The following is a 24,283-nucleotide window of genomic DNA, read 5'->3' on the forward strand; positions in this document are numbered from 1 at the left end:
TAATTTGGCATTTTTTTTAATATTTATTATTATTTAAAATAACTTAAAAAAGGAATAATATGACAGATAATTTAAAAGTTGATGACAGAGCTCAGCAACTGAAAGACATAATGGATATTCAAGAAAAGGATTTAAATATTGATGATCAAGCTCAGCAATTATCAAAGAAAGATGTAGCTGATGAAAAAATTAATGAGATTGAAGAAGAAAAAAATTTAAAAATTGATAATAAGAACCAGCAATCATCAAATAGAAATATAGTAAATAATAAAATTAACGATATTACAGGAGTAATTAGAAAGTTTGATCAATATCAGTCATTAGTACCTAAAGATCTTTTTTTTTTTGATCAACCGCTTCAATATGTACAAAATTTTGGTGGAGCGTTAGATTTAGGTTATGATCTTATAAGATCCTATCTTAAAGAAGAGAAAATTCAAGATTTTGTTGATAGCATAAATGAAAATGCAAAACAAAATGCTGCAATAACTACAAAGCAAAATAGAGATAAGATTAAACTTTATGCTGCAAAAATTGAAGGTAACTTAAAAGGATTTAGGGTAAGTTTAGATTTAGAATCAATGAAACCTGTACTAAATGAATTTGATAATCAAGATATAAATACCTTAGCAAATGCAATTAATGAATCATTAGTTGAAGTGAGTAATAATAAGATTCCTACAGAGATATATACTGAAAAATTACTAGAAGCAGTTATAAAAAAATTACCTAATTCTTTATCGCAGCAAAAATTGCAACAATGTAAGGAATTTATTCTCAGTGGGAAAAAAAATAAAAAAACATACACAGAATCGGAAATGGATAGAACAGAAATTTCTAAAGCAGCAGAAGATTCAGTAAATCAATTGACAGAAAGGTTAGATAAAAACACTCGAGAAAGTAAAATATTAGAGCCTGTAATAAAACCCTTTTCCCCTTTATATGAAAGTACAAATGAAAAACTTATTGAAAAAACAGGAACAATTTTAAAGAATTTAGATTCTGCTTATTTAACTGACAACAATTCTAGAATAGTATCAGAGTTAAAAGAAATTAATGACAGAGGCACTTCTTTATGGGAAAAGTTTAAATCAATTTTTACAGGTAAAGATTATTTAGGGGAAAGATTAGAACAATCAGTAAGTAAATATACAGCGTTAAGTGATGAATATGTAAAAAAGGAAATTGATAATAAAATCTTTTCAAATGCTTTAACAAACGAACAAATTGCTGCCGGCTTAACAAAATTAATGAATAAAACTATTGAGCCGAAAGAAGTTAATAATCCTAATCTTAATTTAGTTGAAATAAGAAAAGCAAATCCTGAAATATTTGATAAATTATTATTTGCCAAACAATCTCAAACATCTTCAAAAGACAAGCCAGATATTCACCAAGAAAATCAAAAAGTAAGAACACGAGGACCTGGTTTTTAATTAGCTTTCTTTCCAAACTATGAAGATTTCTAAAAGTATCTTAAAATTGGATATATATTAGAGATTTTCATAGAATCTATCCTAGTTATTTTACACTGTTAATTTTTTAAATATTTCTATCAAAAGATAAAAAAGTTGCAAATTATGAAATTTTAATATTTAATATATCAAATGTTTTAATAATAGGTAACATATGGCTATAAAGTTACAGGAAGCACAATATGAGATTAGAAGTAAAGATAAAGAAAATGATTTAATACAATTATTAAGAAACGACCTAAAAGAAACAAAAAACTATTTAGTACAAGCGTTAATTAACGAGGGATTTAAAAAGAAAGAAATTAATGTAAATGATCCTGATGTAAAAAAAACAATTGAAAATCTAATATATTCTGACCCTGATGACCCTAAAAATATATCTTCTAAGCCTAATGTGAAAAATGATGTTAAAAGTATTATTGCAACTATAAAAAATAACAACAAGCAAATAACAAAATGGGAGAAAGAAGGTTATAATCCTCAAGCTTTTAAAGAAATTAAGGAAGAAATGGAAAAGCTTCCTAAACAGTTAGAAGCAGAATTATCAAGTCAAAAAAATGTAGATAATCTTGTAAATGAACGTGTAAAAAACCGTATATTTATGTATGCTAATTTTGCTAAAGAAAATCAGCCAATATTCAAAGATGAAAAAGACGCTCTTATAAATAAAATAAATAAGTATGTAGAAATATCGCAAGATACAGTTTCGGCTTTACTAAAAAATGAAAAGTTATTAGATCCATTAGTGCAGCAAATTACTAGAAATGCCAGCGATTTTTTTGGTAAAGATGGAGCTAATGTTAAAGGTGTATGTGTTCTAGATGAGAAAAAGTTGACTGATGAAAATATACTGAATTTTACTTATGAAACTAACCAGGCTATTAAGTCATTTGAAGCAGTACAAAAAGGGATTAGTAACTTAGATGTTGCAAAAAATAAGCAGATTACAGAAACATTATTATCTAAACTAGATACAGATTATACAACTAAATATAATAACACAATAATCAATGAGTTACAGGCAGTTAGTAATAAAGGTACTTCTTTTTTAGAAAAAATACAAGCAGTTTTTTCAGGAAAAGATTATTTGGGAGAAAAATTAGAAAATGTTTTAGATACTCATATTAAGGCAAATAACAAGCATATAGATAATAAAATTACTACTCTTTCAAAAGGTTTAAAAAATAATGAATTTGTTACGGGTTTAAAGCATTTTGTAGATGAAAATACAAAAAAAATATCAGACAACTCTAAACTTCGAAACGTAAACCTCAATGAAATACATAATAATAAAGCTGCTTTAGTAGAGCTTAGAAAAATTAATCCGCACAGATTTGATCAAACAGTATTTGAAGACTCAAAACGGCTTGCTTTAAAGTCTAAATCTTAAAATATCATGACTAACGAATATTAGAAATACCCTCAACGAACATTAAAATTACCTATAAAAAAGAAGTAACTATGGACAGTAATATCGAATAAAAATTTCTTTTTAAGATTTATTTATTATTCGAGAATTACTGATGACATGTACAAATAAACAAGTAGGTATTTTAATGCAAAAGATCAAAAAATATAATCAGATAATTTCTGCTGCAAAAGCAGGTATGAGTGTAAAAACAGCACGTAAATATTTAGGTGTTAATAAGTATCCAAGCGAATTACGAACAGTACGTAAATATAGGACACGTAAGGATCCATTTGTTAAGCACTGGGATGAAATAGAATCAATGCTAGGATCAGCACCGGAGTTGCAAGCAACTACCATATTAGCATATTTGACAGAAAAGTATCATGGAAATTATAATGGAAAGCAATTACGCTGTTTGCAGAAAAGGTTGAAACAATGGAGAGCTGAACATGGTAAGGATAAGCCAGTCATCTTTTTACAAAATATTCTTCCTGGCAAACAAAGCCAGTCTGATTGGACCAATATGAATCAATTAGGTATTTGTATTGATGGGAAACCATATTCTCATTTACTATTTCATTTTATATTGCCTTATTCATGTTGGGAAACTTTCAGCATATGCCATAGTGAAAGTTTTGATACATTAGCATCAGGGTTTGAAAAAGCTGTATGGGAGTTAGGTGGAGTTTTACCAGAGCATCGTACAGATAATTTAAGTGCAGCTACCAAGCAATGTGGTAATAGTAGACAATTTACAGAAAAATGGCAAGAATTGCTTGGTTATTACGATGTTGCACCATCGCGAAATAATCCCGGTGTCAGTCATGAAAATGGTTCTGTTGAAAAAAGTCATGATACATTTAAGCAAGCAGTGAATCAACATTTGCTATTACGTGGATCACGTAATTTTGTTGATTTAAAAGCTTATGAATTATTCCTTACACAAATTAAAGAAAAGCGCAATAGCTGTAGAAAAGAAAAATTAGCTGAAGAATTAGTTTATTTAAAAGAGTTACCAATCAGGAAATGGAATGCACCTACAATATTATCAGTACGTGTTAACCCAAGCAGTACAGTTAGTATTTTATCTGTAGCTTATTCTGTGCCTAGTCGCTTAATAGGTTATACTTTAAAAGCTTATATTTATTCTGAAGAAATAGAGCTTTACTATGGTAACAAATGTTTACAAAAAATGTTTAGAATCAGCAATGGCTATGTTATTGATTATAGACATATCATTGATAGTTTAGTACGTAAACCTGGAGCATTTGCCCAATATCAATATTATGAAGCTTTATTTCCACGTGCTATATTTCGTCAGGTATATGACCAGCTGATATCTATATATCCATATAAGGGGCATAAAATATATCTTAAAATATTACAATTAGCAAAAATGTATGGAGAATTGAATGTAGTTGCTGCATTAGAAATGCTAGTAGAAGAGAAGATTGAACCAATAATTGATCATATTACAGATTTACTAAATAGTCAGACTAAAACTGTTTGTTCAGTAAAAATTAATCAACCAGTACTGTCCGAATATGATCAATTACATTGCTTTAAAACAATGGAGGTCGCATGAGTAAAAAGATAATAACTCCGCAACCGCTAAATAATTTACTCAAGAACCTTTGTTTACCTACTTTTGCATCATGCTATAAATCAGTTGCAGAAAGCTTTGAGCAAGAAAAGAAAACATATATAGATTATCTACAAGAGTTAGCCATACGTGAGTTAGAACATAGACATCAGCAACGTATCGCCAGATTGCTAAAGCAAGCAAAACTCTCTCGAGATAAGTTATTAAGCAACTTTGATATTAAGCGTATCCCAGGATTATCGTCAACTAAGATCCAATATCTTGCACAAGGAGAATTTATGGATCGCTATGAAAATATACTTATTTTTGGTAATCCTGGTACTGGCAAAAGTCATCTTAGTATAGGTTTAGCACGTGAGTGGTGTCTTGCCGGTAGGCGTGTATTATATACAACAGCAGCTAATTTGGTTCAACAATTACTAGAAGCAAAGCTTAGTTTAAAACTTAAGCAAATTATTAAAAAATTCGATTATTTTGAAATATTGATAATTGATGATATATCATATGTACCATATAATCGTGAGGAAACTGATGTTTTATTTACCTTATTAGCTGAACGTTATGAGATGCGTAGTGTATTAATTACTAGCAATTTAGTTTTTGCAAAATGGAATTCCATTTTTAAAGACGAAATGACTACATCAGCAGCCATTGACAGATTGGTTCACCATTCTTCAATTCTTGAACTGAATACTGAAAGTTATAGAATCGCTACAGCAAAAGAAAAAAAATTAACTATAAAATTGGAGGATAATAATATAATACACTAGACAATATTTTTTACTCAAAAATAGGTAATTTTAATATTCGTCATAGGGAATTCTAATATTCGTTAGTCAATATCAAAATTGATTTACCTACAGCTACGCCTAATCTTTCTAATAAAAAAAGTCAAAATATAGTTAGATAAATATTATTATCTTGCTAAGCCTTTAGGCATATTTGATGGTAATAATGTTGGTTGTGAATGTTTTATAGTAGAGTGTTCCTTTTTAATATTTTGTCCTATTTTTTTGCAGATTTAAATGCTATTTTATACTTTATTAGATCTATTGCGGTATTAATAACTAATTTCAGTACATCTTTATCTGCTAATAACTTTAATACGCCTATAGTAGTTTTAAGATATTTTTTATCTTTATAATCTTTAGCTATGGTAAATTAAGTTGAAGTTTGCGTATTAAAGAATTGAATTAAAGCATTATATAATTGATCAAATTGAGTAATTTTAGCTTTAATCCATCGCTTCATATTGGTCCAAAATTTCTCTATTGGATTTAGATCAGGGGAGTAAGGTGGTAAGAATATTATCCTACAACCTACTGATTCTATTAGTTCTTTGGTCCTTTGAGACTTATGGAAAGCAGCGTTATCCATCACTACAACTTGTCCAGGTTTTAGCTCTTTTATTAAAAATTCTCCAACCCAACTTTCAAATAATTGTCTATTACATGTTCCATTAAATATCATCGGTGCTATACACTCTTTATTAACATAACCAGCTATGATATTTGTTCTGTTGTAATATTTACCGCTTTTTTTACCAATAAGTTTTTCGCTTTTTTTGCCCCATCCTCTATCTTTGCAGATATTTATCTCAATACCACTTTCATCAATATATACAAGATGTTCTATTGGTGTATCTTTTATGACCTCTTGGTACTTATCTCGCTTTTCTTGACTTGCTTCCAAGTAGGAAAAGTCTTTTTTTTATAGCTAAAACCTAGTTGCTTTAACCAATAATACGCACCCACAGAACTCATATTAAAATACGTACCCATTTCTAATAATGTGAAATTAGGATTAGAACTCACGTACAACTCAACATCTTGACTTGTTACCCGTCCTTTTTTGCCTCCTATTCTTCTTGCTAAATAATGTCCTTCGGACTTATATCTCTTATACCAATTCCTTACTGTGTTTGCTGCTATTTCAAATCTTATCGCAGTGCTATTGCAGCTATTACCTCTTTCTACATATCCTATAACTCTTTTTCTAAAATCTTGACTATATGATCTTGGCATTTTCCTTTATATATATCATCCCTATACTCAAACCTCAACTTAATTTACTATATAGTGGTAAGTTTGGGTAATTTCTGAGCTATTTGTTCAATAACTTTTTCTCCTTTAACATGGAATTTATTACCTGAAAAAGTATTGTGTAAATAATTATCTATTATTGTACCCAATTCCTTAGAGCCTGTCTTGAAAAGATATAAGAAATAATTTATATTGTCAAAAAATAATAAAGTAGGAATATGTATCCCAGTGATATAGTGGAAGAAGAAAGGATACATTTAGCTCCATTTGTTGGTCCTTGCAAGATAGGACGGTCACGTAAACATAATATAAGAGATATAATTAATGGCATTCGTTACGTAATGAGGAGTAGTTGTCAGTGACGATTATTACCTAAAGATTTTCCCCCATGGCAAACAGTATATGACTATTATTTACGTTGGCGTAAGAATGGTAGATGGCAAGAAATACATGATAGATTAGTCCAAAAAGTAAGGGAGAAAGAAAGTAAGAAATCCACTCCTACTGTAGGGATTATAGATAGTCAGTCTGTTAAGACTACCCAAAAAGGGGAGCTAGAGGATATGATGCAGGCAAGAAGATTAAGGGTAGGAAACGCCATATAGTTACAGATACACTTGGTTTAGTATTATCATGTGAAGTACATTCAGCAGGTATACAAGACAGAGATGGTACTAAAAATGTAATAATCAAGGCAAAAGCAAAATATCCTAGTATTATCAAATTTTTTGCAGATAGTGGTTATGCTGGAGCATTACAAATTTGGTGTTTTTTAACTGTAAGAGCATTACTGACAATTTCTCGTAAAATTGTTGATCAAGTGGGGTTTAAAGTGATTCCCAAGCGTTGGATAGTTGAACGTACTTTTGGCTGACTCAATAATTTTCGTCGTATGAGTAAAGACTATGAGCATAACTATAAAACTTCTGAACATATTATTTATATCAATATGATTACACTTATGCTTAAAACATTGACTAAACCTTAATTTCAAGACAGGACTCTAAGTCCCTCACGCTTAGCGTTTTCAAATCCAAATATTTTTAACCCCTCTAAAGTTTAAAGAGTCATACTATTACTTTCTATCTTATTTTCGATGTTTTTTAAAATTTGTTTATATGGTAAATTAAGTTGAAGTTTGCGTATTAAAGAATTGAATTAAAGCATTATATAATTGATCAAATTGAGTAATTGTAGCTTTAATCCATCGCTTCATATTGGCCCAAAATTTCTCTATTGGATTTAGATCAGGGGAGTAAGGTGGTAAGAATATTATCCTACAACCTACTGATTCTATTAGTTCTTTGGTCCTTTGAGACTTATGGAAAGCAGCGTTATCCATCACTACAACTTGTCCAGGTTTTAGCTCTTTTATTAAAAATTCTCCAACCCAACTTTCAAATAATTGTCTATTACATGTTCCATTAAATATCATCGGTGCTATACACTCTTTATTAACATAACCAGCTATGATATTTGTTCTGTTGTAATATTTACCGCTTTTTTTACCAATAAGTTTTTCGCTTTTTTTGCCCCATCCTCTATCTTTGCAGATATTTATCTCAATACCACTTTCATCAATATATACAAGATGTTCTATTGGTGTATCTTTTATGACCTCTTGGTACTTATCTCGCTTTTCTTGACTTGCTTCCAAGTAGGAAAAGTCTTTTTTTTATAGCTAAAACCTAGTTGCTTTAACCAATAATACGCACCCACAGAACTCATATTAAAATACGTACCCATTTCTAATAATGTGAAATTAGGATTAGAACTCACGTACAACTCAACATCTTGACTTGTTACCCGTCCTTTTTTGCCTCCTATTCTTCTTGCTAAATAATGTCCTTCGGACTTATATCTCTTATACCAATTCCTTACTGTGTTTGCTGCTATTTCAAATCTTATCGCAGTGCTATTGCAGCTATTACCTCTTTCTACATATCCTATAACTCTTTTTCTAAAATCTTGACTATATGATCTTGGCATTTTCCTTTATATATATCATCCCTATACTCAAACCTCAACTTAATTTACTATAGAACATACTATTACTAAAGCATATTCTCCTCAAACAAATGGTATGTGTGAACGTTTTAATAAAACTATGACACAAGAATTCTTTGATACAGCTATGCGGAAAAAGATCTACACTGATCTTGATGATTTACAATTAGATCTTGATATTTGGTTAGAGCATTTCAATAATGAGCGACCACATTCAGGAAAATATTGTTATGGTAAAACGCCTATGCAAACTTTTAAGGATAGTAAGAAATTAGCTATTGAAAAGAACAATGAAATCTTATATCTTGAATACTCATCTGACAGTCATAATTTATCAGATATTCAGATATAATTTTTATAGTGTCTGTAAGATCAAATCTTGACTTCTACAGATTAAGTCACGGCATAACTTTATCTATTTCGCAGTACCCGACAACTAAGATCACCTTCCGAGCATTCTAGTATATTTTTAAGTTCTTCAATACGGACTTTGGTTTTACCTGCTAAACACATACTTAATATCATTGGAAATACAGTACCATCGCGGACCTGAAAGCTTCCGAATTCACAATCGGCATCACGCAATTTAATCCATAAATTTTGGGATTTTTTTAATAAATTAGTTTCCTCTTCTGAAGTGTATTTTAATATTTCTTGATAAAGTTGATTTAATTTTTTATCAGCTTTCTTAAAATCTTCGTTAGCACAATAATTCATATCAAATTGTGTATATGCATTATCACAATCAATTTTAGAATCAGATGCATAAGTTAAATAATTAAAAAATATTAAATATAAAATGATTATTTTTCTCATGATTTTATTTGTATATTAAATTATACCATCTACAGGTTTTTCATTCTTTTAAATACCTCTAGTGTGGTTTGCAGGTTTTACCTTAGGTTTTTCATTAGATTTATTCGTTAGTTTAGATTTCTGTTGTGCTTGTGCTCCAATTAGTTTTGCTTCGTTAGCTAGTTTTTCAAATTTCTCTTTTAAATTTTTGGTGTTACCTTGTTGAAGTTTTTGAAAATTGTTAGATGAGATACGCTTACTTTGTTCTTTAGAATCAATCTCTTGAGTTTTAGCTAAATTTTCAAATTTATTTATTAATTGCTTATGAGTTTCTTGCCTGTTTGCAGTATAATTATCATGTTCATTGGATGGTGTCGATACTGCATTTTACGCTGATTACGTTCGGTTTGAGGGTCTTTAGATTGTGTATGCTGAGCATGCTTTTCTACAAACTCTCTGCGTCCTTCCGTCCAATATTTTTTTATTTTGCTAGGATTATTTCCTTCAAAATTTTGTATTCTATCTTTTACGCTAGTAGAAGCTGTAGGTATATTACGCTTATCTTTAGAAGATTGTATAGCATTAGCCTTTTCTTCAAATAATTTTACCTTATCTTGTACTACACCTGTCTGCTTTAATTCAAATATGTAATCATTTACGGCTGTTTTTAATCGGTCTAAAACATTTCATGAACCGTAAGATTTTTGAAAAGCAGCGGGCATTCCACTATCATCCCATTCTAACTCGTTATCAAATACTATATATGAACTCAAATTTTATGGTTTGAGGGATATGTTCTCTCCTCATCACGTGGATCAGTTAATTTATAATAATTTTTATTTAATATACGAAGGTTGCGTATATTTTCTTTTCCATTATGTTCCTTGACTTCTTCAAATATATTTAAAATTTTATAAATATTATCTATTTCTTCTTGTGTTAATTTCTCATTTTTTAATTCTTTCTGATGAATAGATTTTTGTAATGTTCCTATTGTTGTAAATTTATCTTGTGTAGTGCCGAAGTTCAAAATTTTGTTTTGTACATCCTTTAATACTTTATTTAAATTTTCTGTAGACATTTTAGCCTCTTCACCTATTAGTTAAATATTTAATTCATATAAGAAAATAATATCATTCATATAAAACTATCAATAGTTAATGTTATACTAATTTTAATATTTAAAATATATGTTGTATTTATATTATTCAATAAAAAACATTTTTCTTAAAAGTAATGAAATATTCAGAAATATAGGCAAAAAGCAGCTAAAATTTAATTTTTTTATATTTTTCCTATAATAAATATTAAAAACATTTAACTAATTGTTTAAATTAAGAATTAAATTACTTTACCGCTTCAATCAACTTTCTAACTCCGTCTATTGACTTATCAAATAAAGCTTGCTCATCAGCAGTTAGTTGTAGCTCGATTACTTTCTCTATGCCGTTTTTGCCTATAATAATCGGTACACCAGCATATAAATTTTTTACGCCATATTCACCTTGCAAGTAAGCAGCACAGGTTAGAATTTGTCGTTTATCTTGTAAATAAGATTCAAGCATTTCTACAGCAGAAGCAGCAGGGGCATAATAAGCTGATCCTGTTTTAAGTAATGCCACGATTTCGCCACCGCCATTTCTAGTGCGATCAATTATTTTTTCGATACGCTCGTTGGTTGATAACCCCATTTTTATTAGATCAGGTATAGGCACACCTTTGACAGTAGAGTATCTAGCAAGCGGTACCATAGCATCACCATGACCGCCAAGAACTATACTGCTAACGCTATTAGTTGACACTTTAAACTCCTCAGCAAGAAAAAGGTTAAATCTTGAGGAATCAAGTACGCCAGCCATACCAATAACTTTATTATGTGGCAAACCGCTTTCTTTCAACATCACGTAAACCATGACATCCAACGGATTAGTAATTACTATTACAAAAGCATTAGGAGCGTATTTTTTAACATTTTCTGCAACGCTTTTCATAATACCGGTATTGACGCTAATTAAATCGCCTCTACTCATGCCAGGTTTTCTAGGCAAACCGGCAGTAATAATTATTGCGTCTGACCCTTCGATATCTTTATAGTCATTTGTGCCTTTAATTTTGATATCAGAACCTGCTAAGGTATTTGCTTGCATTATATCTAGAGCTTTGCCTTGCGGAATTCCTTCAGCCACATCAAATAATACTATATCACCTAAATTTTTAAGACTGATTAAATGAGCAAGCGTTCCACCTATATTACCGCTTCCTATTAATGAGATTTTTGGATTTTTTTTCATTATGTCCTCATACATTTGAAATACATGTCTAATATATTATAAATACGTTCAAGAAAAAAGGTTTTTTGAAAAAAAGATAATAGTAATTTTATCTATCTTTATACTAGATCCTGAATTTAAGTTAGCTAGGTTCTGGTGAGGTTATAATTTAGAATCAATAAAAATTTCAGGATGTTTGGAAGCTATTTTAAGTAAAGATATCGCAGGACCTCTAGGTCTGCGTCTTCCTTGTTCCCATTCTTGCAATGTTTTAACATTAATATGCATTAAAGCTGCAAAATCTACTTGAGAAAGATGTAAATGCTTCCTAATATCTATTATATCAGTTTTGGTTTCTATTTTTTGAGTTAGCCCTTTTCCTGCTTTAATATCTTTAATAGATTGTAGAATTTCTGCACCGATATCTCTACCATTAGCATTTTTTTTTGCTTTCATAATCCTAGTTCCTCCATAATTTTCTTTAAAATTGACGTTGGGATATTTGTAGCTTCATTTTTAGCATAAATGGTTAGTAGTCAAATTTGATCTTCTTTATCTTTATAATAGTAAATAATTCTAACTCCACTACGTTTGCCTTTACCTTTAGCTGTCCACCTAATTTTTTTAAGTCCGCCACTTCCTTGAATAACGTCTCCTGATTTAGGATGCATAGCTAAATGCCATTGAAAACTTGTATATTCTTCATCTGTAAAATATGAATTTAAGAGCTTACTAAATAATGGTGATTCTATAGTAAATTAAGTTGAGGTTTGAGTATAGGGATGATATATATAAAGGAAAATGCCAAGATCATATAGTCAAGATTTTAGAAAAAGAGTTATAGGATATGTAGAAAGAGGTAATAGCTGCAATAGCACTGCGATAAGATTTGAAATAGCAGCAAACACAGTAAGGAATTGGTATAAGAGATATAAGTCCGAAGGACATTATTTAGCAAGAAGAATAGGAGGCAAAAAAGGACGGGTAACAAGTCAAGATGTTGAGTTGTACGTGAGTTCTAATCCTAATTTCACATTATTAGAAATGGGTACGTATTTTAATATGAGTTCTGTGGGTGCGTATTATTGGTTAAAGCAACTAGGTTTTAGCTATAAAAAAAAGACTTTTCCTACTTGGAAGCAAGTCAAGAAAAGCGAGATAAGTACCAAGAGGTCATAAAAGATACACCAATAGAACATCTTGTATATATTGATGAAAGTGGTATTGAGATAAATATCTGCAAAGATAGAGGATGGGGCAAAAAAAGCGAAAAACTTATTGGTAAAAAAAGCGGTAAATATTACAACAGAACAAATATCATAGCTGGTTATGTTAATAAAGAGTGTATAGCACCGATGATATTTAATGGAACATGTAATAGACAATTATTTGAAAGTTGGGTTGGAGAATTTTTAATAAAAGAGCTAAAACCTGGACAAGTTGTAGTGATGGATAACGCTGCTTTCCATAAGTCTCAAAGGACCAAAGAACTAATAGAATCAGTAGGTTGTAGGATAATATTCTTACCACCTTACTCCCCTGATCTAATCCAATAGAGAAATTTTGGGTCAATATGAAGCGATGGATTAAAGCTACAATTACTCAATTTGATCAATTATATAATGCTTTAATTCAATTCTTTAATACGCAAACTTCAACTTAATTTACCATATATATTCCATGGCAATATTATTACGTCATTGACGTATAAAGTCAAGTATTTTTAACTAGATTCCGCGATCAAGCCATGGGATAATAGCATAAGGTGTTCATCAAAGCCGACTTATCTATGGGATGACACTGATTGTAGTTTTCTTTTAGCTGCTTCTAGATATAGAAAAATAATAGGAGTTATGTAGAGAGTTAGTAGTTGTGAAGTAAGAAGCCCGCCCACAACTGCAAGTCCTAGTGATCTTCTTTCTGCTCCTGTGCTACCAATCCCAAGAGCTATGGGCATAGCACCCATTAATGCCGCTAAGGTAGTCATCATAATAGGTTTAAATCTTATAGTGCAAGCTTCTAAAATCGCATCTTTGGAACTTTTATTGCTAGTACGTTCAAGTTCTAAGGCAAAGTCGATAATCATAATAGCATTTTTCTTAACGATACCGATTAACATAATAAGCCCGACAAAGCCGTACATATCCAGCTCACTATTAAATATTAATAAGGTAAGCAATGCACCAAACACGGCAGTAGGTAGTCCTGAAAGAATCGTTACTGGATGTACAAAGCTTTCATAAAGCATGCCGAGAATAATATAGATAACTATAACAGCAAGACCTAGTAATAGTCCAAGGTCAGAGAAAGAGGATTGAAACACTTGTGCTGTTCCTTGAAAGCTTCCCGTGATCGTTGCCGGCATTTGTAGCTCTCTTATTGCCTCATTAACTTTTGGAGCGGCATCACTGATAGAATAACCATCTTGCAGATTAAACGATACTGTAACTGAAGGTAATTGACCAAAATGTGAAATACTTAAAGGACCAACACTATTAACAATTTTCGCAAGAGTAGTTAAAGGTACTAAAGTGTTATTTGCAGAATTAATATTAACTAAGGATAACATTGATGAATCAGTTTGATATTTAGGATCTAACTCTAAAATAATATCATATTGAGCAGTAGGAGTATATAAAGTTGAAATCTGCTCAGCCCCATAAGCGGCATATAAAACATTTTGTATTTGCTCAATCGATATCCCTAGCTTTGCTGCTTTGTACCTATCAATTTGCACTAAAGTTTGCGGCTGTGATATTTGTAAATCCGAAGTTACGTCCAAAAACCCAGGCGTAGCTGCAAGTTTTGCCTGTAATTTTGGGGAAAAACCAAACAGCTCATCTTGATCAAGACCTTGCAGGGTATATTGATATTGGCTTTTTGTTGCCTGTCCCCCGATAGTAATAGTTGGCACATTTTGGATATATACCTTTAAGCCGATTAGATGATTCAGTTTTGAGCGTAACTGGTCAATTACCTCGTCTGCACCTACTCGTTGGTTACGTGGTTTTAGGCTGATAAAGATTGTACCTTGATTGACCGATGAATTTCTGCCTGATACACCAACTGCCGAAAAAAACGACTCTATATTAGGGTTTTTAAGCAATACGTCACTTACTTGTTATTGTTCTTTCACCATTGCATCAAAAGAAATAGTTTGTGCCGCTTCAGTAAATATTAGGATTTGTCCAGTATCGGAATCAGGCATAAAGCCTTTACTTACTAGACTAAAAAGATAGGCTGTTGCGATAATCACTAGTAAGAATACAAGCATGGTGGTTTTCGAGTATTCGGCTACCACTTCAAGGCTATTACTATATTTTTGTTTGATATATTCGAAAGCTTTTTCGGTGAGTGGAACTTTGTCATTGCGAGCAGCCATAGGCTGCGTGGCAATCTTGTTTTGTTGTCCTGAGATTGCTTCGTCGCTTTGCTCCTCGCAATGACGTTTTTTTTCCTCATCCTTCAAAAACACATTACACAACATTGGGGTAACAGTGATTGAAATAACCCCTGAAAGCAGGATAGCAGTAGTGATTACAACAGCGAGTTCGTGCAGTAATTTCCCTAAAATCCCACTCATAAATAATATTGGAATGAATACAGCAGTTAATGACAAGGTCATTGAGACAATAGTAAATCCGATTTCTTTAGTACCATTAATACAAGCTTGAATCTTATTTTCACCTGCCTCTATATGTCTTGTGATATTCTCAAGTACTACTATTGCATCATCCACCACGAAACCCATCGCAAGTGTTAGAGCCATCAAAGACATGTTATCTATACTAAATCCGAAGAGATACATAAAAGCAAAAGTACCAACTATAGATAAGGGTAGGGCGATAGTCGGAATAATTACCGATCTAAAATTATGTAAGAAAAGAAATATTGCAAGTACCACTAATATTAAAGCTAAGATCATAGTAAAATTAGCGTCATTTACTGATTCTCTAATAGAAATTGATCTATCAAACATGATATTTATATTAACCCCTTCAGGGATTTGTCTACGAAGTAAAGGCAATACTTCTTTTGCGATATGATGGGGGAGTTGGTAAGAGCAAGCTCAGAAGCAGCCTCACTAACTGATATTAAATCACCTGCACCAAGGTCGTATAATTTTTGAGTCAACTTATAGATTTCAGTTTGAGTTTCTATTAGTCGCTTGGTTAGATATATTTGTTTATCTAATGCTAGAATATTAAAATAGCTGATAGCAACGTTGCTTATAACTGTTAGCCGTACTGCTTCCTTGCTATATTCGCTTGCTAGTAAAGTTCTACGTGCTGACTCGCTAGCATTAGCAGCTAGTCCCCATAAATCTATTTCGTAATTAAGTACACTACCAAGCCCAAAACTATTAGAAATTTTTGGTTGATTTGGTTGTTTTAATTGTTTACTAGTCTTTGTGCGGTTTACGCTACCTTGTAGATTAATCTGGGGAAATCTATAAGAATTAACAAGGTTATATTGAGCTGTTGCTATCGCTACATTGCTCATTGCAAGCTCAATATTAGAGTTATTAGCTAAAGATTCCTCAATTAAGTTATTAAGTACCGGATCGTTAAATTGTAACCACCATTTAGAAATCTGGTTATTTTGAGATGCTAATGAATAATTATTCCAACTATTAGGTAATGGCAGGTTAGGCAGGGGATCATGTGTTGCTTTACAGCTGCATAGTATTAGAAGTGATAGAACTATAACATTCTTGTAGAACGACGTAGCTAATTTTTGAAGTTCATCGAGTATATTCATTAAAATTAAGATAAATTAATATTACTTAATTTTAATTAAGATTCTTTAAACTATTATGTCAATATACTGCAATCTTTTTTCAACTAACTATTTTTAAACCATGTAATAATGTTACTAACTTGTCTGAAATAACTTTAATATTATAGGTTTGAGTTAGTTTTAGATAAGCTTTTTGAGAAAGTTCTTTTGCTTTTTGTGGATTGTCTATTAGGTATGCAATTTTTTCGGCTAAATCTTTTGATAATCCGGCTTTGCAAATTAGTCCGTCTTGCATATGTTTTAGGATTTCACTAGGACCCTCAGTATCTGTACTAACTATAGGTAAGCTGTTTTCCATTGCTTCAAGTAATATGATCCCAAACGGTTCATATAACGATGGAAGACAAAAAATATCGATTTGCTCAAAGAATTTATCTTTGTTACTAACCCATCCTGTAAATGATATTTTGTTTTGTAAATTAAGCTTATTTACTAAAGAAATTAGATTATCCTGTTCCTCTCCATTACCACCTATAACTACTTGAATTTCATAATTTTTATCCTGTAAAATTTTTACTGCATTAATAAAAACATCAATACCTTTTTTAGCTACAAATCTTGCTAATACACCAATTACAATCGGTTTTTTATATGCTTTATTTGAAATAAATGTTTTGGTGATATTTATCATATTTGGCAGGATAAATATTTTGGATTTGGAAAAATTATTTTTTAATAAATGTTCTTTCATATGATGCGTTAAAGCAATAACAAAATCACATTTACGCAATCCCTTTAGACTATAGTTATGAGCAATTCCAATTAATCTAATATTAGATGTTTTAGCAAGTTTACTAAAATTTATTGCTCTATTGCCATGAGCTATAATAATATCAGGCTTAGTTTTATAGATTATATATTTCAGAACAAGAACTGAAATTAAGTCAAAAGATAACAAGTTAGGGATCTTAAAATTGCTAGATATAAACGAGTTTATTTTTGCCTTGTAGGAGGTAACATTTATTACCTCAATATTTTGCATTTCAAGAGCTGTGTTATAGTCTAAAAAAGCTTGTTGTATACCACCAAGATCACGGCTTAGCATAATATTTAGTATCTTCATTTTTACTTTAATTTCTCAATTTCTTCTTTAGTTAAGTCGGTAAAGTCAATAATTTCATCTAAAGATTTATTTTTAGCCAGCATTTTTTTAGCTAGAATAATTTTTGATTCTTTTAATTTAGCTTCACCTTTAGCCTCACCTCTAGCTTCAGCATCCATAAGTTTTTGCTCTTCTACAGCTAAATTATCCATCTCAGTTTTTACCATTTTTTCATAAGTATTGAGATCTTCTTCCGACCAACTAGCTTGATCTAATGCATAAAAAGCTTTCTTAATAATAGGATCGTGACCTATTAAATGCTCCATCTCTTCTAAACTACTCTCATGTGCATGTTTAAAGAAATATGCCCATTTTTCTTGAAGATTCTCTAATTGATCCAGCTCTTTATTAAACTTTTCTAGTTCTATGAAAATAAAGTAAAAATCTTGTAAATCATTCTCATAAGTTTTTGTATCAAGCAGCCTATGGTTTGATCTCCAGTCTTTTTTATTTGGAAATAAAATAAAATCAGCAATAGCTAAAAATATTACACCTCTTAGCTTAGCATATACTGCCATTTTTTTATGATTTTCATCTTCTTTAAGTATTTGTCTTGAATAAGCTTTAGCTGCATAAAGTTGGGCTCTTTTTTCAAAACCTGGGTGCTTACTTACCTGCATTTCTACAATAAATTGTGTGCCGTTCTTATCTTTAACATAATACATCAACAATAGATTGTCGGTAGACTGCAATATCAGGGTCTTGATTGGTTTTTAGAAAAGTAACTTCTTTGATTTGTTCTTCTCCTGTGTAACCTAAAATATCATTAAGAAAATGGATGAGTATATCCTTATTCTTTTCAGTGCCGAAAATTTTTAAAAAGGCGTAGTTATTCTTAGGATCTAAGAAACGTGAAAGTAGCATAGAAAATCTATTTTTATATATAATAACTTTCATTATAGCAAATTCTAAGAAATTTGCTATAATACAATCTTAAATATTATGATTATACTATGAGCAGTAAGATTAACTTCGTAAAAATGCATGGTCTTGGTAATGATTTCGTTATTGTTAATAAGCAAGATTTAGCAAATACACATGATTTATCACAAATAGCAAAGAGTATGGCAGAACGTCATTTAGGTATTGGATGCGATCAATTTATTATTTACGAAGAACAAAATGATTCTTACGAAATGATTATCTATAATATTGATGGTTCTAGTGCTAAATTATGCGGTAATGCTACGAGGTGTTTGGCAAAATTGATCTATCTTAATACAGGTAAAAAAGATATTACTGTAGTAGTAGGTAGTAAGAAATTATTATGTCATGTTATAGATGAAAATAATATTAGTGTTAATGTGGGTAGTGTTAGCTTTAATGAAACTTGGATGCCAAATCGTGATAAGATTTGGGAGTTTGCCGAGCGTTATATGATTGATTTGAAAGAAACAGTTTGTGTTGATGTCGGTAATCCGCATTTGGTTATTTTTAGTAAGCTAGAGCTGCAAGATCAAAAAATTGTCGGTGAAAAGTTACAAGATAAAGAACTATTTGCTGATGGTGTTAACGTTAATTTTGCTGAAGTTAGAGACAATAAGATTTATTTATCAGTTTGGGAACGTGGAGCAGGACTAACCCTTGCTTGTGGTAGTGGCGCTTGCGGTAGCTTCGCTGCCGGTTTAAAGCTCGGTTTTATTCACTCACCATGTGAGGTGGTGTATAAATATGGCAGCCTTATTATAAAAGAGGAAAATGGTAATATAATAATGCAAGGACCGGCTACGATGGTAGCTCAAGGAGTATATTATCGTGAGTAATCTGAAGCAAGAAATAGTAACATTTGGTTGCCGTCTTAATATCTATGAAAGTGAGATAATAAGAAAAAATCTTGCAGCTTCAGGACTTGATAATGTTACAGTATTTAATACTTGTGCAGTAACTAAATCTGCTGAAAAACAAGCGCGTCAAGCCATTCGTGCCGCTAAAAAAAATAATCCCAATTTAAAAATTATCGTTACGGGTTGTAGTGCTCAAACTAATCCAAAAATATACGGCGATATGCCAGAAGTTGATAAGGTTATAGGTAATGAAGAGAAACTGTTGCCTAATCATTATCAAATTAATGATGAAAAAATAGTCGTTAACGATATAATGTCGGTGAAAGAGACAGCAAATCATCTAATTAGTAGTTTTGACGGTAAGTCTCGTGCTTTTATTCAGGTGCAAAATGGTTGTAATCATAATTGTACTTTTTGTATGATTCCTTACGGTAGGGGGAGAAGCAGATCAACAGCAATCGGAGCTATAGCCGAGCAGATGAAGCATCTAGTATTAAAGGGCTTTAAAGAAGTTGTTTTTACCGGTGTTGACGTTACGGCTTATGGTGGTGATTTGCCCGGAAGCCCAACCTTTGCTCAGATGATAAAAAGGGTTTTGAATTTAGTGTCTGACTTAAAAAGGCTTCGTCTATCTTCAATAGATGTTGCCGAAATAGATGATGAGCTTTTTGAGCTTATAGCTTATAATCAAAGAATAATGCCGCATTTCCATATTAGTTTACAAGCAGGCGACGATATGATATTAAAGCGGATGAAAAGACGGCATAATAGAGCGGAAGTAATTGAGTTTTGCAATAAGCTGCGAGCAATCAGACCTGAAGTATCATTTGGGGCTGACATTATAGCGGGCTTTCCGACGGAAACACCTGAAATGTTTGAGAATACTAGGAAATTAATAGAAGAGGCATCATTGCAATATTTGCATGTTTTTCCGTATTCGGAGCGAGAAGGAACGCCCGCAGCACGTATGCCGCAAATACCTAAAGCTATTAGAAAAGAAAGAGCCGAAATTTTAAGACAAGAAGGGCAGAAGCAATTAGCTGAATTTTTCAAGAAGCATATAGGGCAGAAAGTAGAGCTACTAGTAGAAAATAATAATATCGCCCACACTGAGAATTTTATACCGGTAAAGCTAAACGAACCGCTAGAAATAGGGCAGGTATTTAAAGCGAAGTTGGTAGGGATGGAAGATGGGTGTATGAAATGTGTGTTAGTTTAAAAGTGAGCATTAACGTCATTGCGAGCAGTCGAAGACTGCTTGGCAATCTCAGGATGTTTGACTAGATTGCCACGTTGCTACGCTCCTCGCAATGACGTTTTATTATAACAAAACAAAAAAAATCATGGATAATATAGAAACAATATTAAGACTAGCAGAAGAGAAAATTCTACTCGTGCAAAATCTAAAAGTTTTACAAGAATATAAAGTAGAGTTTTTGGGTAAAAACGGCATAGTTACTAACGAGCTTAAAAAATTAGGGTCTTTGAGTGAACAGGAACGTAAAGAATTTGGTTTAAAAATCAATAAGTTAAAAGAAGAATTGCAGAATATAATAAAAACTAAAGAAGAGGTTCTAGAGGAGCAGGAATTAAATTTAAAGCTTGCTGCCGATAAAATTGATTTAAGCTTACCTGCTCGTAAATATAAGCAAGGCTCAATTCATCCAATAACGCAATGTATGGAAGAATTAATCCAAGTATTTGCTAAATTTGGTTTTTCGATAGAAGATGGTCCAAGCATTGAAAATGATTTTCATAATTTTACTACTCTTAATTTCGAAGATGATCATCCCGCAAGGCAAATGCATGATACTTTTTATTTAAAAGGTCAGGAAAACAATAAGCCTATGTTACTTCGTACTCATACCTCTACAGTACAGATCAGAGCAATGAAAAATGGCAAACCACCTTTTAGATTTATAGCTCCGGGTAGAACTTATAGATCGGACTCGGATATGACTCATACGCCGATGTTTCATCAAATAGAAGGGCTTGTTATTGATAAAGATATCAATATGGGGCATTTAAAATATGTTATCACAGAATTTATAAGATGCTTTTTTGAAAATTCAAATATTGAGTTGCGTTTTAGACCTAGCTTTTTCCCTTTTACTGAACCTTCAGCCGAAGTTGATATTAGAATGAGTAAAAATGATAGATGGCTTGAGGTTTTAGGTTGCGGTATGGTTCACCCAAACGTGCTTAAAAATGTAGACATTGATAGTAGCCAGTACCAAGGCTTTGCTTTAGGACTTGGAGTAGAGCGTTTTGCAATGCTGAAATATAATATTAAAGATTTAAGACAATTTTTTGAAGGAGATATGCGTTGGCTCAAACATTATAGTTTTCCTGCTTTTGATATACCAAATTTAGCAGGAGGGCTTACGAAATGAAATTTACACTATCATGGTTAAAACAATTTTTAGATACATCAGCCTCGGTTGCTGAAATTGCTAAAAACTTAACCGCCATAGGACTTGAAGTAGAGGAAGTAATAGACAAAGCAGCATATTTACAAAAATTTGAAGTAGCATATATTGCAAACACTAAACCCCATACGTCAGCTGATAAGTTACAACTTTGTGATGTTGAAACTAAAAGTGGTATGCTGCAAATAGTTTGCGGTGCAAGCAATGCAAGAGCCGGCATAAAAGTAGTGCTTGCTAATATCGGTGTAGAAATTCCCAACGGCAAGTTTAAGATTAAGGAATCTAACATTAGAGGGGAAAAAAGTTGTGGCATGCTATGCTCTGAAGAAGAGTTATTTTTAGCTTCCGAATCCGAAGGGATCATAGAATTACCTAAAGATGCTGTAATCGGTGAACCTTTTACCAAATATCACGGCTTGGATGATCCAGTATTTATAATTAATGTTACCCCTAATCGTGGTGATGCGTTAGGGGTTTACGGCATTGCAAGAGATTTAGCGGCAAAAGGAATCGGAACGCTTAAAAAGCTAGAAATTCCAAAGGTAGAAAGTACATTTACTTCTAAAATAAAGCTAAATATAAAAGATAAAGAATCTTGCCCGTTATTTACGTTCAGAGAAATAAGAAATCTAAAGAATAAACCAAGTCCTGACTGGCTTCAAAGATTGCTTAAAAATATTGGTGTAAAGCCTATATCAAGCCTAGTTGATGTGACAAATTATATTTCCTATAGTTTTGGTCAGCCTATGCATGCTTACGATGCTGATAAAATAAGGGGGGAGATTGTTGTAGATCGTCATGAGGAAGCAGATGTCATCCCGCGGCTTGACCGCGGGACCCAAGAAAACTCCAAAGATACCGTGGTCAAGCCACGGTATGACAACAGGGAATTCCACGCTCTAAATGACAAAAAATATCTACTTAGTGAAACTGATTTAGTCGTAAAAGATGAAAATGGAGTGCAAGCTTTAGCTGGTATTATTGGCGGGATTAGTAGTAGCTGTGATAGCAACACAACAAATATATTGCTAGAAGCTGCTTGTTTTAATGCTAAAATGGTTGCAGCAAGCGGTAGGCGACTACAAATCGATACTGATTCCAGATATCGCTTTGAGCGTAATATTGATAGAAACTTTACAGAAAAAGCTTTAAATATAGCAACTGACCTTATTTTATCGATATGTGATGGTTGTGAAGTATCTGAACCGGTAATAGATGGTGAAAAAGAACCCGCAAAAAAAACGTTGGATTTTCCAGCAGATTATCTAGAAAAAATTACTGGGATTAAGTTAACCCTTTTACTACATAACGAAGCTAATAAAGGAGAATTTGTAGGAAACACTTCACCTCGCACCGCAGCGTACAAAGAAGTACGTGAGGATGCGAGTACCGGATTGACGCCCAAATTACCTTTAGAAGCAAGTTATGTAAAAGGGTTAAATATCAAAGAGATAGAAGCTATATTAAATAAACTTGGCTTTGCTACTAATATTAAAGAAGATGTTATAAAAATAATACCTCCATCTTGGCGTCATGATATAAATATTCTAGAGGATATTGTAGAAGAAATAACCCGTATTTATGGTTATGATAAGATAGAGAGCATAAAACTACCGGAATTAGAGCAGGACAATAGTCACTTAAGAGATCATAAAAGAATTTCAAGTTTTAAAAGGATACTTGCGAGTAAAGGTTATGATGAGGTAGTTACCAACTCATTTATGAACAGCAAGGACGCTAAATTATTTACTGAGCTAAAAGATGAGCTATTTTTGCTGAATCCTATAAGCATTGATGATGATTATATGCGTCCTACTATAGTGCCAAAATTACTTTCTATAGTTAGAAAAAATCTTGCACGCTCAATAAAAGATATGGCTTTTTTTGAAGTCGGTCCAAATTTTCTAAATTTAAATACAGAAGCAACTTATTTAACAGCAATTTTAACCGGTTCATATAATAATAAAAACCCTCATTCGATGGGGCGTAGCTATGATATTTTTGACCTTAAAAGTAATCTAGAAACTGTTTTTGATTATGCTGGTTTATCTATAGAAAAGTGTATTGTGTCAAATCAGGATACACCTTTATATTATCATCCGACTAGATCGGTAAATTTAGCCTTGGGGAAAAATTTATTAGGTCACTTTGGGCAGGTACATCCTAAAATATTAAAGCATTATGATATTAAAGAGGAAGTATTTGCGTTTGAGCTAAATATAACAAATTTACCTGCACCTAAAGCTAAATTTGGCAAGAGAGACGAGTTTATAATATCTGATTACCAAGCTAATTTTAGAGATTACGCATTTATTATAACTCATGATCAACCAGTTGGTGAAATAATATCATACATAAATAATTTTAACAAAAAGCTTGTCAAATCAGTTATATTATTTGATATTTATAGCGGTGATAAATTACCTTCAGGTAAAAAGTCTATTGCAATTAGAGTAGGGCTTCAAGCTGATGATCGCACTTTAAATGAAGATGATTTAAATTCATTCAGCAAAGATTTAATTGCCAGTATTGAGCAGAAATTTCAAGGAACATTAAGAGAATAAC

General features: G+C 31.8%; 25 protein-coding genes and 3 pseudogenes. 14 read left to right on the forward strand and 14 right to left on the reverse strand.

The window, feature by feature from the left end; translation table 11 throughout:
- Window positions 1–59 precede the first annotated feature (59 nt).
- From ACICQC_RS04435 to istB, 4 genes are all read left to right on the forward strand, one after another.
- Entirely contained in the window at window positions 60–1,436 is a 1,377-nt protein-coding gene (locus ACICQC_RS04435; protein ID WP_395477545.1) for a hypothetical protein, read from the forward strand.
- Between the two features lie 193 nt (window positions 1,437–1,629).
- Window positions 1,630–2,865, forward strand: coding sequence for a hypothetical protein (locus ACICQC_RS04440; protein ID WP_395477546.1), 1,236 nt, complete (start codon window positions 1,630–1,632; stop codon window positions 2,863–2,865).
- Window positions 2,866–2,998: 133 nt separating this feature from the next.
- On the forward strand, window positions 2,999–4,471 hold the full coding sequence (gene istA, locus ACICQC_RS04445; protein WP_395476339.1) for an IS21 family transposase: 1,473 nt from the start codon (window positions 2,999–3,001) through the stop codon (window positions 4,469–4,471).
- Complete coding sequence (gene istB / locus ACICQC_RS04450) at window positions 4,468–5,259, forward strand: IS21-like element helper ATPase IstB (protein ID WP_395476338.1); 792 nt, start codon at window positions 4,468–4,470, stop codon at window positions 5,257–5,259. The genes istA and istB overlap by 4 nt, the downstream gene beginning before the upstream one ends.
- 391 nt (window positions 5,260–5,650) lie before the next feature.
- On the opposite strand, the gene ACICQC_RS04455 is transcribed toward istB, so the two are convergent.
- On the reverse strand, window positions 5,651–6,181 hold the full coding sequence (locus ACICQC_RS04455) for an IS630 family transposase (protein WP_395476239.1): 531 nt from the start codon (window positions 6,179–6,181) through the stop codon (window positions 5,651–5,653).
- The gene (locus ACICQC_RS04460; protein ID WP_395476240.1) at window positions 6,136–6,513 is read right to left on the reverse strand and encodes an IS630 transposase-related protein; all 378 of its coding nucleotides are present in this window, start codon (window positions 6,511–6,513) and stop codon (window positions 6,136–6,138) included. The genes ACICQC_RS04455 and ACICQC_RS04460 overlap by 46 nt, the downstream gene beginning before the upstream one ends.
- 236 nt (window positions 6,514–6,749) lie before the next feature.
- On the opposite strand from ACICQC_RS04460, the gene ACICQC_RS04465 reads away from it, so the two are divergent.
- The 3 genes and pseudogenes from ACICQC_RS04465 (at window position 6,750) to ACICQC_RS04475 (ending at window position 7,405) form a co-directional block, all read left to right on the forward strand.
- Window positions 6,750–6,893: a hypothetical protein gene (locus ACICQC_RS04465; protein WP_395476275.1), complete on the forward strand. Its 144-nt coding sequence runs from the start codon at window positions 6,750–6,752 to the stop codon at window positions 6,891–6,893.
- A gap of 42 nt (window positions 6,894–6,935) precedes the next feature.
- A pseudogene (locus ACICQC_RS04470) lies at window positions 6,936–7,136 on the forward strand (transposase); the annotation flags it as partial.
- Complete coding sequence (locus tag ACICQC_RS04475; protein ID WP_395477646.1) at window positions 7,133–7,405, forward strand: transposase; 273 nt, start codon at window positions 7,133–7,135, stop codon at window positions 7,403–7,405. The pseudogene ACICQC_RS04470 and the gene ACICQC_RS04475, both read left to right, overlap by 4 nt.
- Window positions 7,406–7,657: 252 nt before the next feature.
- On the opposite strand, the gene ACICQC_RS04480 is transcribed toward ACICQC_RS04475, so the two are convergent.
- The gene (locus ACICQC_RS04480) at window positions 7,658–8,188 is read right to left on the reverse strand and encodes an IS630 family transposase (protein ID WP_395476342.1); all 531 of its coding nucleotides are present in this window, start codon (window positions 8,186–8,188) and stop codon (window positions 7,658–7,660) included.
- Window positions 8,143–8,520: an IS630 transposase-related protein gene (locus ACICQC_RS04485; protein WP_395476240.1), complete on the reverse strand. Its 378-nt coding sequence runs from the start codon at window positions 8,518–8,520 to the stop codon at window positions 8,143–8,145. Before ACICQC_RS04485 ends, ACICQC_RS04480 begins: the two co-directional genes overlap by 46 nt.
- 49 nt (window positions 8,521–8,569) lie before the next feature.
- Between ACICQC_RS04485 and ACICQC_RS04490 the strand changes: the two are divergent.
- Window positions 8,570–8,890 (forward strand): annotated as a pseudogene (locus ACICQC_RS04490) (integrase core domain-containing protein); the annotation flags it as partial.
- A gap of 59 nt (window positions 8,891–8,949) precedes the next feature.
- Here the strand turns inward: ACICQC_RS04490 and ACICQC_RS04495 are convergent.
- The 5 genes from ACICQC_RS04495 to ACICQC_RS04515 all read right to left on the reverse strand — a co-directional run bounded on the left by ACICQC_RS04495 (window position 8,950) and on the right by ACICQC_RS04515 (window position 12,274).
- Window positions 8,950–9,354 carry a lysozyme inhibitor LprI family protein gene (locus ACICQC_RS04495; protein ID WP_395477547.1) on the reverse strand — a complete coding sequence of 135 codons (405 nt, stop codon included), beginning with the start codon at window positions 9,352–9,354 and terminating at the stop codon, window positions 8,950–8,952.
- Between the two features lie 748 nt (window positions 9,355–10,102).
- Entirely contained in the window at window positions 10,103–10,414 is a 312-nt protein-coding gene (locus ACICQC_RS04500; RefSeq protein WP_395477548.1) for a hypothetical protein, read from the reverse strand.
- A gap of 265 nt (window positions 10,415–10,679) precedes the next feature.
- Window positions 10,680–11,624: a malate dehydrogenase gene (mdh, locus tag ACICQC_RS04505; RefSeq protein WP_395477549.1), complete on the reverse strand. Its 945-nt coding sequence runs from the start codon at window positions 11,622–11,624 to the stop codon at window positions 10,680–10,682.
- Window positions 11,625–11,765: 141 nt separating this feature from the next.
- The gene (locus ACICQC_RS04510; RefSeq protein WP_395477550.1) at window positions 11,766–12,059 is read right to left on the reverse strand and encodes a helix-turn-helix domain-containing protein; all 294 of its coding nucleotides are present in this window, start codon (window positions 12,057–12,059) and stop codon (window positions 11,766–11,768) included.
- 80 nt (window positions 12,060–12,139) lie between these two features.
- Complete coding sequence (locus ACICQC_RS04515) at window positions 12,140–12,274, reverse strand: hypothetical protein (RefSeq protein WP_395477551.1); 135 nt, start codon at window positions 12,272–12,274, stop codon at window positions 12,140–12,142.
- 130 nt (window positions 12,275–12,404) lie between these two features.
- Between ACICQC_RS04515 and ACICQC_RS04520 the strand changes: the two genes are divergently transcribed.
- Together ACICQC_RS04520 and ACICQC_RS04525 are read left to right on the forward strand one after the other, a co-directional pair.
- On the forward strand, window positions 12,405–12,782 hold the full coding sequence (locus tag ACICQC_RS04520) for an IS630 transposase-related protein (protein ID WP_395476240.1): 378 nt from the start codon (window positions 12,405–12,407) through the stop codon (window positions 12,780–12,782).
- Window positions 12,737–13,159, forward strand: a complete 423-nt coding sequence (locus ACICQC_RS04525; RefSeq protein WP_395477552.1) for a transposase — start codon at window positions 12,737–12,739, stop codon at window positions 13,157–13,159. Before ACICQC_RS04520 ends, ACICQC_RS04525 begins: the two co-directional genes overlap by 46 nt.
- A gap of 227 nt (window positions 13,160–13,386) precedes the next feature.
- Here ACICQC_RS04525 and ACICQC_RS04530 read toward each other — a convergent pair.
- From ACICQC_RS04530 to ACICQC_RS04550, 5 genes and pseudogenes are all read right to left on the reverse strand, one after another.
- A pseudogene (locus ACICQC_RS04530) lies at window positions 13,387–15,582 on the reverse strand (efflux RND transporter permease subunit).
- Window positions 15,583–15,587: 5 nt separating this feature from the next.
- On the reverse strand, window positions 15,588–16,364 hold the full coding sequence (locus ACICQC_RS04535; protein WP_395477553.1) for a TolC family protein: 777 nt from the start codon (window positions 16,362–16,364) through the stop codon (window positions 15,588–15,590).
- A gap of 79 nt (window positions 16,365–16,443) precedes the next feature.
- Complete coding sequence (locus ACICQC_RS04540; protein WP_395477554.1) at window positions 16,444–17,466, reverse strand: glycosyltransferase family 4 protein; 1,023 nt, start codon at window positions 17,464–17,466, stop codon at window positions 16,444–16,446.
- 2 nt (window positions 17,467–17,468) lie between these two features.
- Window positions 17,469–18,125, reverse strand: a complete 657-nt coding sequence (locus ACICQC_RS04545) for an Rpn family recombination-promoting nuclease/putative transposase (protein WP_395477648.1) — start codon at window positions 18,123–18,125, stop codon at window positions 17,469–17,471.
- A 31-nt stretch (window positions 18,126–18,156) separates the two neighbouring features.
- Complete coding sequence (locus ACICQC_RS04550; protein ID WP_395477555.1) at window positions 18,157–18,402, reverse strand: PD-(D/E)XK nuclease family transposase; 246 nt, start codon at window positions 18,400–18,402, stop codon at window positions 18,157–18,159.
- Window positions 18,403–18,458: 56 nt separating this feature from the next.
- Here ACICQC_RS04550 and dapF point away from each other — a divergent pair, with 56 nt between their 5' ends.
- The 4 genes from dapF (at window position 18,459) to pheT (ending at window position 24,282) form a co-directional block, all read left to right on the forward strand.
- Window positions 18,459–19,268, forward strand: coding sequence for a diaminopimelate epimerase (dapF, locus tag ACICQC_RS04555; RefSeq protein WP_395477556.1), 810 nt, complete (start codon window positions 18,459–18,461; stop codon window positions 19,266–19,268).
- Window positions 19,258–20,508: a tRNA (N(6)-L-threonylcarbamoyladenosine(37)-C(2))-methylthiotransferase MtaB gene (gene mtaB, locus ACICQC_RS04560; RefSeq protein ID WP_395477649.1), complete on the forward strand. Its 1,251-nt coding sequence runs from the start codon at window positions 19,258–19,260 to the stop codon at window positions 20,506–20,508. Before dapF ends, mtaB begins: the two co-directional genes overlap by 11 nt.
- A 124-nt stretch (window positions 20,509–20,632) precedes the next feature.
- Window positions 20,633–21,682 (forward strand): phenylalanine--tRNA ligase subunit alpha, encoded by a 1,050-nt coding sequence (gene pheS / locus ACICQC_RS04565; RefSeq protein WP_395477557.1) that lies wholly within the window; start codon window positions 20,633–20,635, stop codon window positions 21,680–21,682.
- Entirely contained in the window at window positions 21,679–24,282 is a 2,604-nt protein-coding gene (gene pheT, locus ACICQC_RS04570) for a phenylalanine--tRNA ligase subunit beta (RefSeq protein WP_395477558.1), read from the forward strand. The genes pheS and pheT overlap by 4 nt, the downstream gene beginning before the upstream one ends.
- The last annotated feature ends 1 nt before the right edge of the window (window position 24,283 follow it).

The sequence above is a fragment of the Rickettsia endosymbiont of Pantilius tunicatus genome (assembly GCF_964291875.1).
Lineage (GTDB): Bacteria > Pseudomonadota > Alphaproteobacteria > Rickettsiales > Rickettsiaceae > Rickettsia.

Excerpts from the sequence above, each read along its gene's own strand:
- dapF (WP_395477556.1), top strand. The coding sequence starts at position 18,459 with ATGAGCAGTAAGATTAACTTCGTAAAAATGCATGGTCTTGGTAATGAT.
- ACICQC_RS04515 (WP_395477551.1), bottom strand. The coding sequence starts at position 12,274 with ATGCATCCTAAATCAGGAGACGTTATTCAAGGAAGTGGCGGACTTAAA.
- ACICQC_RS04495 (WP_395477547.1), bottom strand. The coding sequence starts at position 9,354 with ATGAGAAAAATAATCATTTTATATTTAATATTTTTTAATTATTTAACT.
- ACICQC_RS04550 (WP_395477555.1), bottom strand. The coding sequence starts at position 18,402 with ATGAAAGTTATTATATATAAAAATAGATTTTCTATGCTACTTTCACGT.
- ACICQC_RS04500 (WP_395477548.1), bottom strand. The coding sequence starts at position 10,414 with ATGTCTACAGAAAATTTAAATAAAGTATTAAAGGATGTACAAAACAAA.
- ACICQC_RS04435 (WP_395477545.1), top strand. The coding sequence starts at position 60 with ATGACAGATAATTTAAAAGTTGATGACAGAGCTCAGCAACTGAAAGAC.
- ACICQC_RS04535 (WP_395477553.1), bottom strand. The coding sequence starts at position 16,364 with ATGAATATACTCGATGAACTTCAAAAATTAGCTACGTCGTTCTACAAG.
- ACICQC_RS04545 (WP_395477648.1), bottom strand. The coding sequence starts at position 18,125 with ATGCAGGTAAGTAAGCACCCAGGTTTTGAAAAAAGAGCCCAACTTTAT.
- ACICQC_RS04540 (WP_395477554.1), bottom strand. The coding sequence starts at position 17,466 with ATGAAGATACTAAATATTATGCTAAGCCGTGATCTTGGTGGTATACAA.
- pheS (WP_395477557.1), top strand. The coding sequence starts at position 20,633 with ATGGATAATATAGAAACAATATTAAGACTAGCAGAAGAGAAAATTCTA.
- mdh (WP_395477549.1), bottom strand. The coding sequence starts at position 11,624 with ATGAAAAAAAATCCAAAAATCTCATTAATAGGAAGCGGTAATATAGGT.
- ACICQC_RS04520 (WP_395476240.1), top strand. The coding sequence starts at position 12,405 with ATGCCAAGATCATATAGTCAAGATTTTAGAAAAAGAGTTATAGGATAT.
- pheT (WP_395477558.1), top strand. The coding sequence starts at position 21,679 with ATGAAATTTACACTATCATGGTTAAAACAATTTTTAGATACATCAGCC.
- istB (WP_395476338.1), top strand. The coding sequence starts at position 4,468 with ATGAGTAAAAAGATAATAACTCCGCAACCGCTAAATAATTTACTCAAG.
- ACICQC_RS04460 (WP_395476240.1), bottom strand. The coding sequence starts at position 6,513 with ATGCCAAGATCATATAGTCAAGATTTTAGAAAAAGAGTTATAGGATAT.
- ACICQC_RS04510 (WP_395477550.1), bottom strand. The coding sequence starts at position 12,059 with ATGAAAGCAAAAAAAAATGCTAATGGTAGAGATATCGGTGCAGAAATT.
- istA (WP_395476339.1), top strand. The coding sequence starts at position 2,999 with ATGACATGTACAAATAAACAAGTAGGTATTTTAATGCAAAAGATCAAA.
- ACICQC_RS04440 (WP_395477546.1), top strand. The coding sequence starts at position 1,630 with ATGGCTATAAAGTTACAGGAAGCACAATATGAGATTAGAAGTAAAGAT.
- ACICQC_RS04485 (WP_395476240.1), bottom strand. The coding sequence starts at position 8,520 with ATGCCAAGATCATATAGTCAAGATTTTAGAAAAAGAGTTATAGGATAT.
- ACICQC_RS04465 (WP_395476275.1), top strand. The coding sequence starts at position 6,750 with ATGTATCCCAGTGATATAGTGGAAGAAGAAAGGATACATTTAGCTCCA.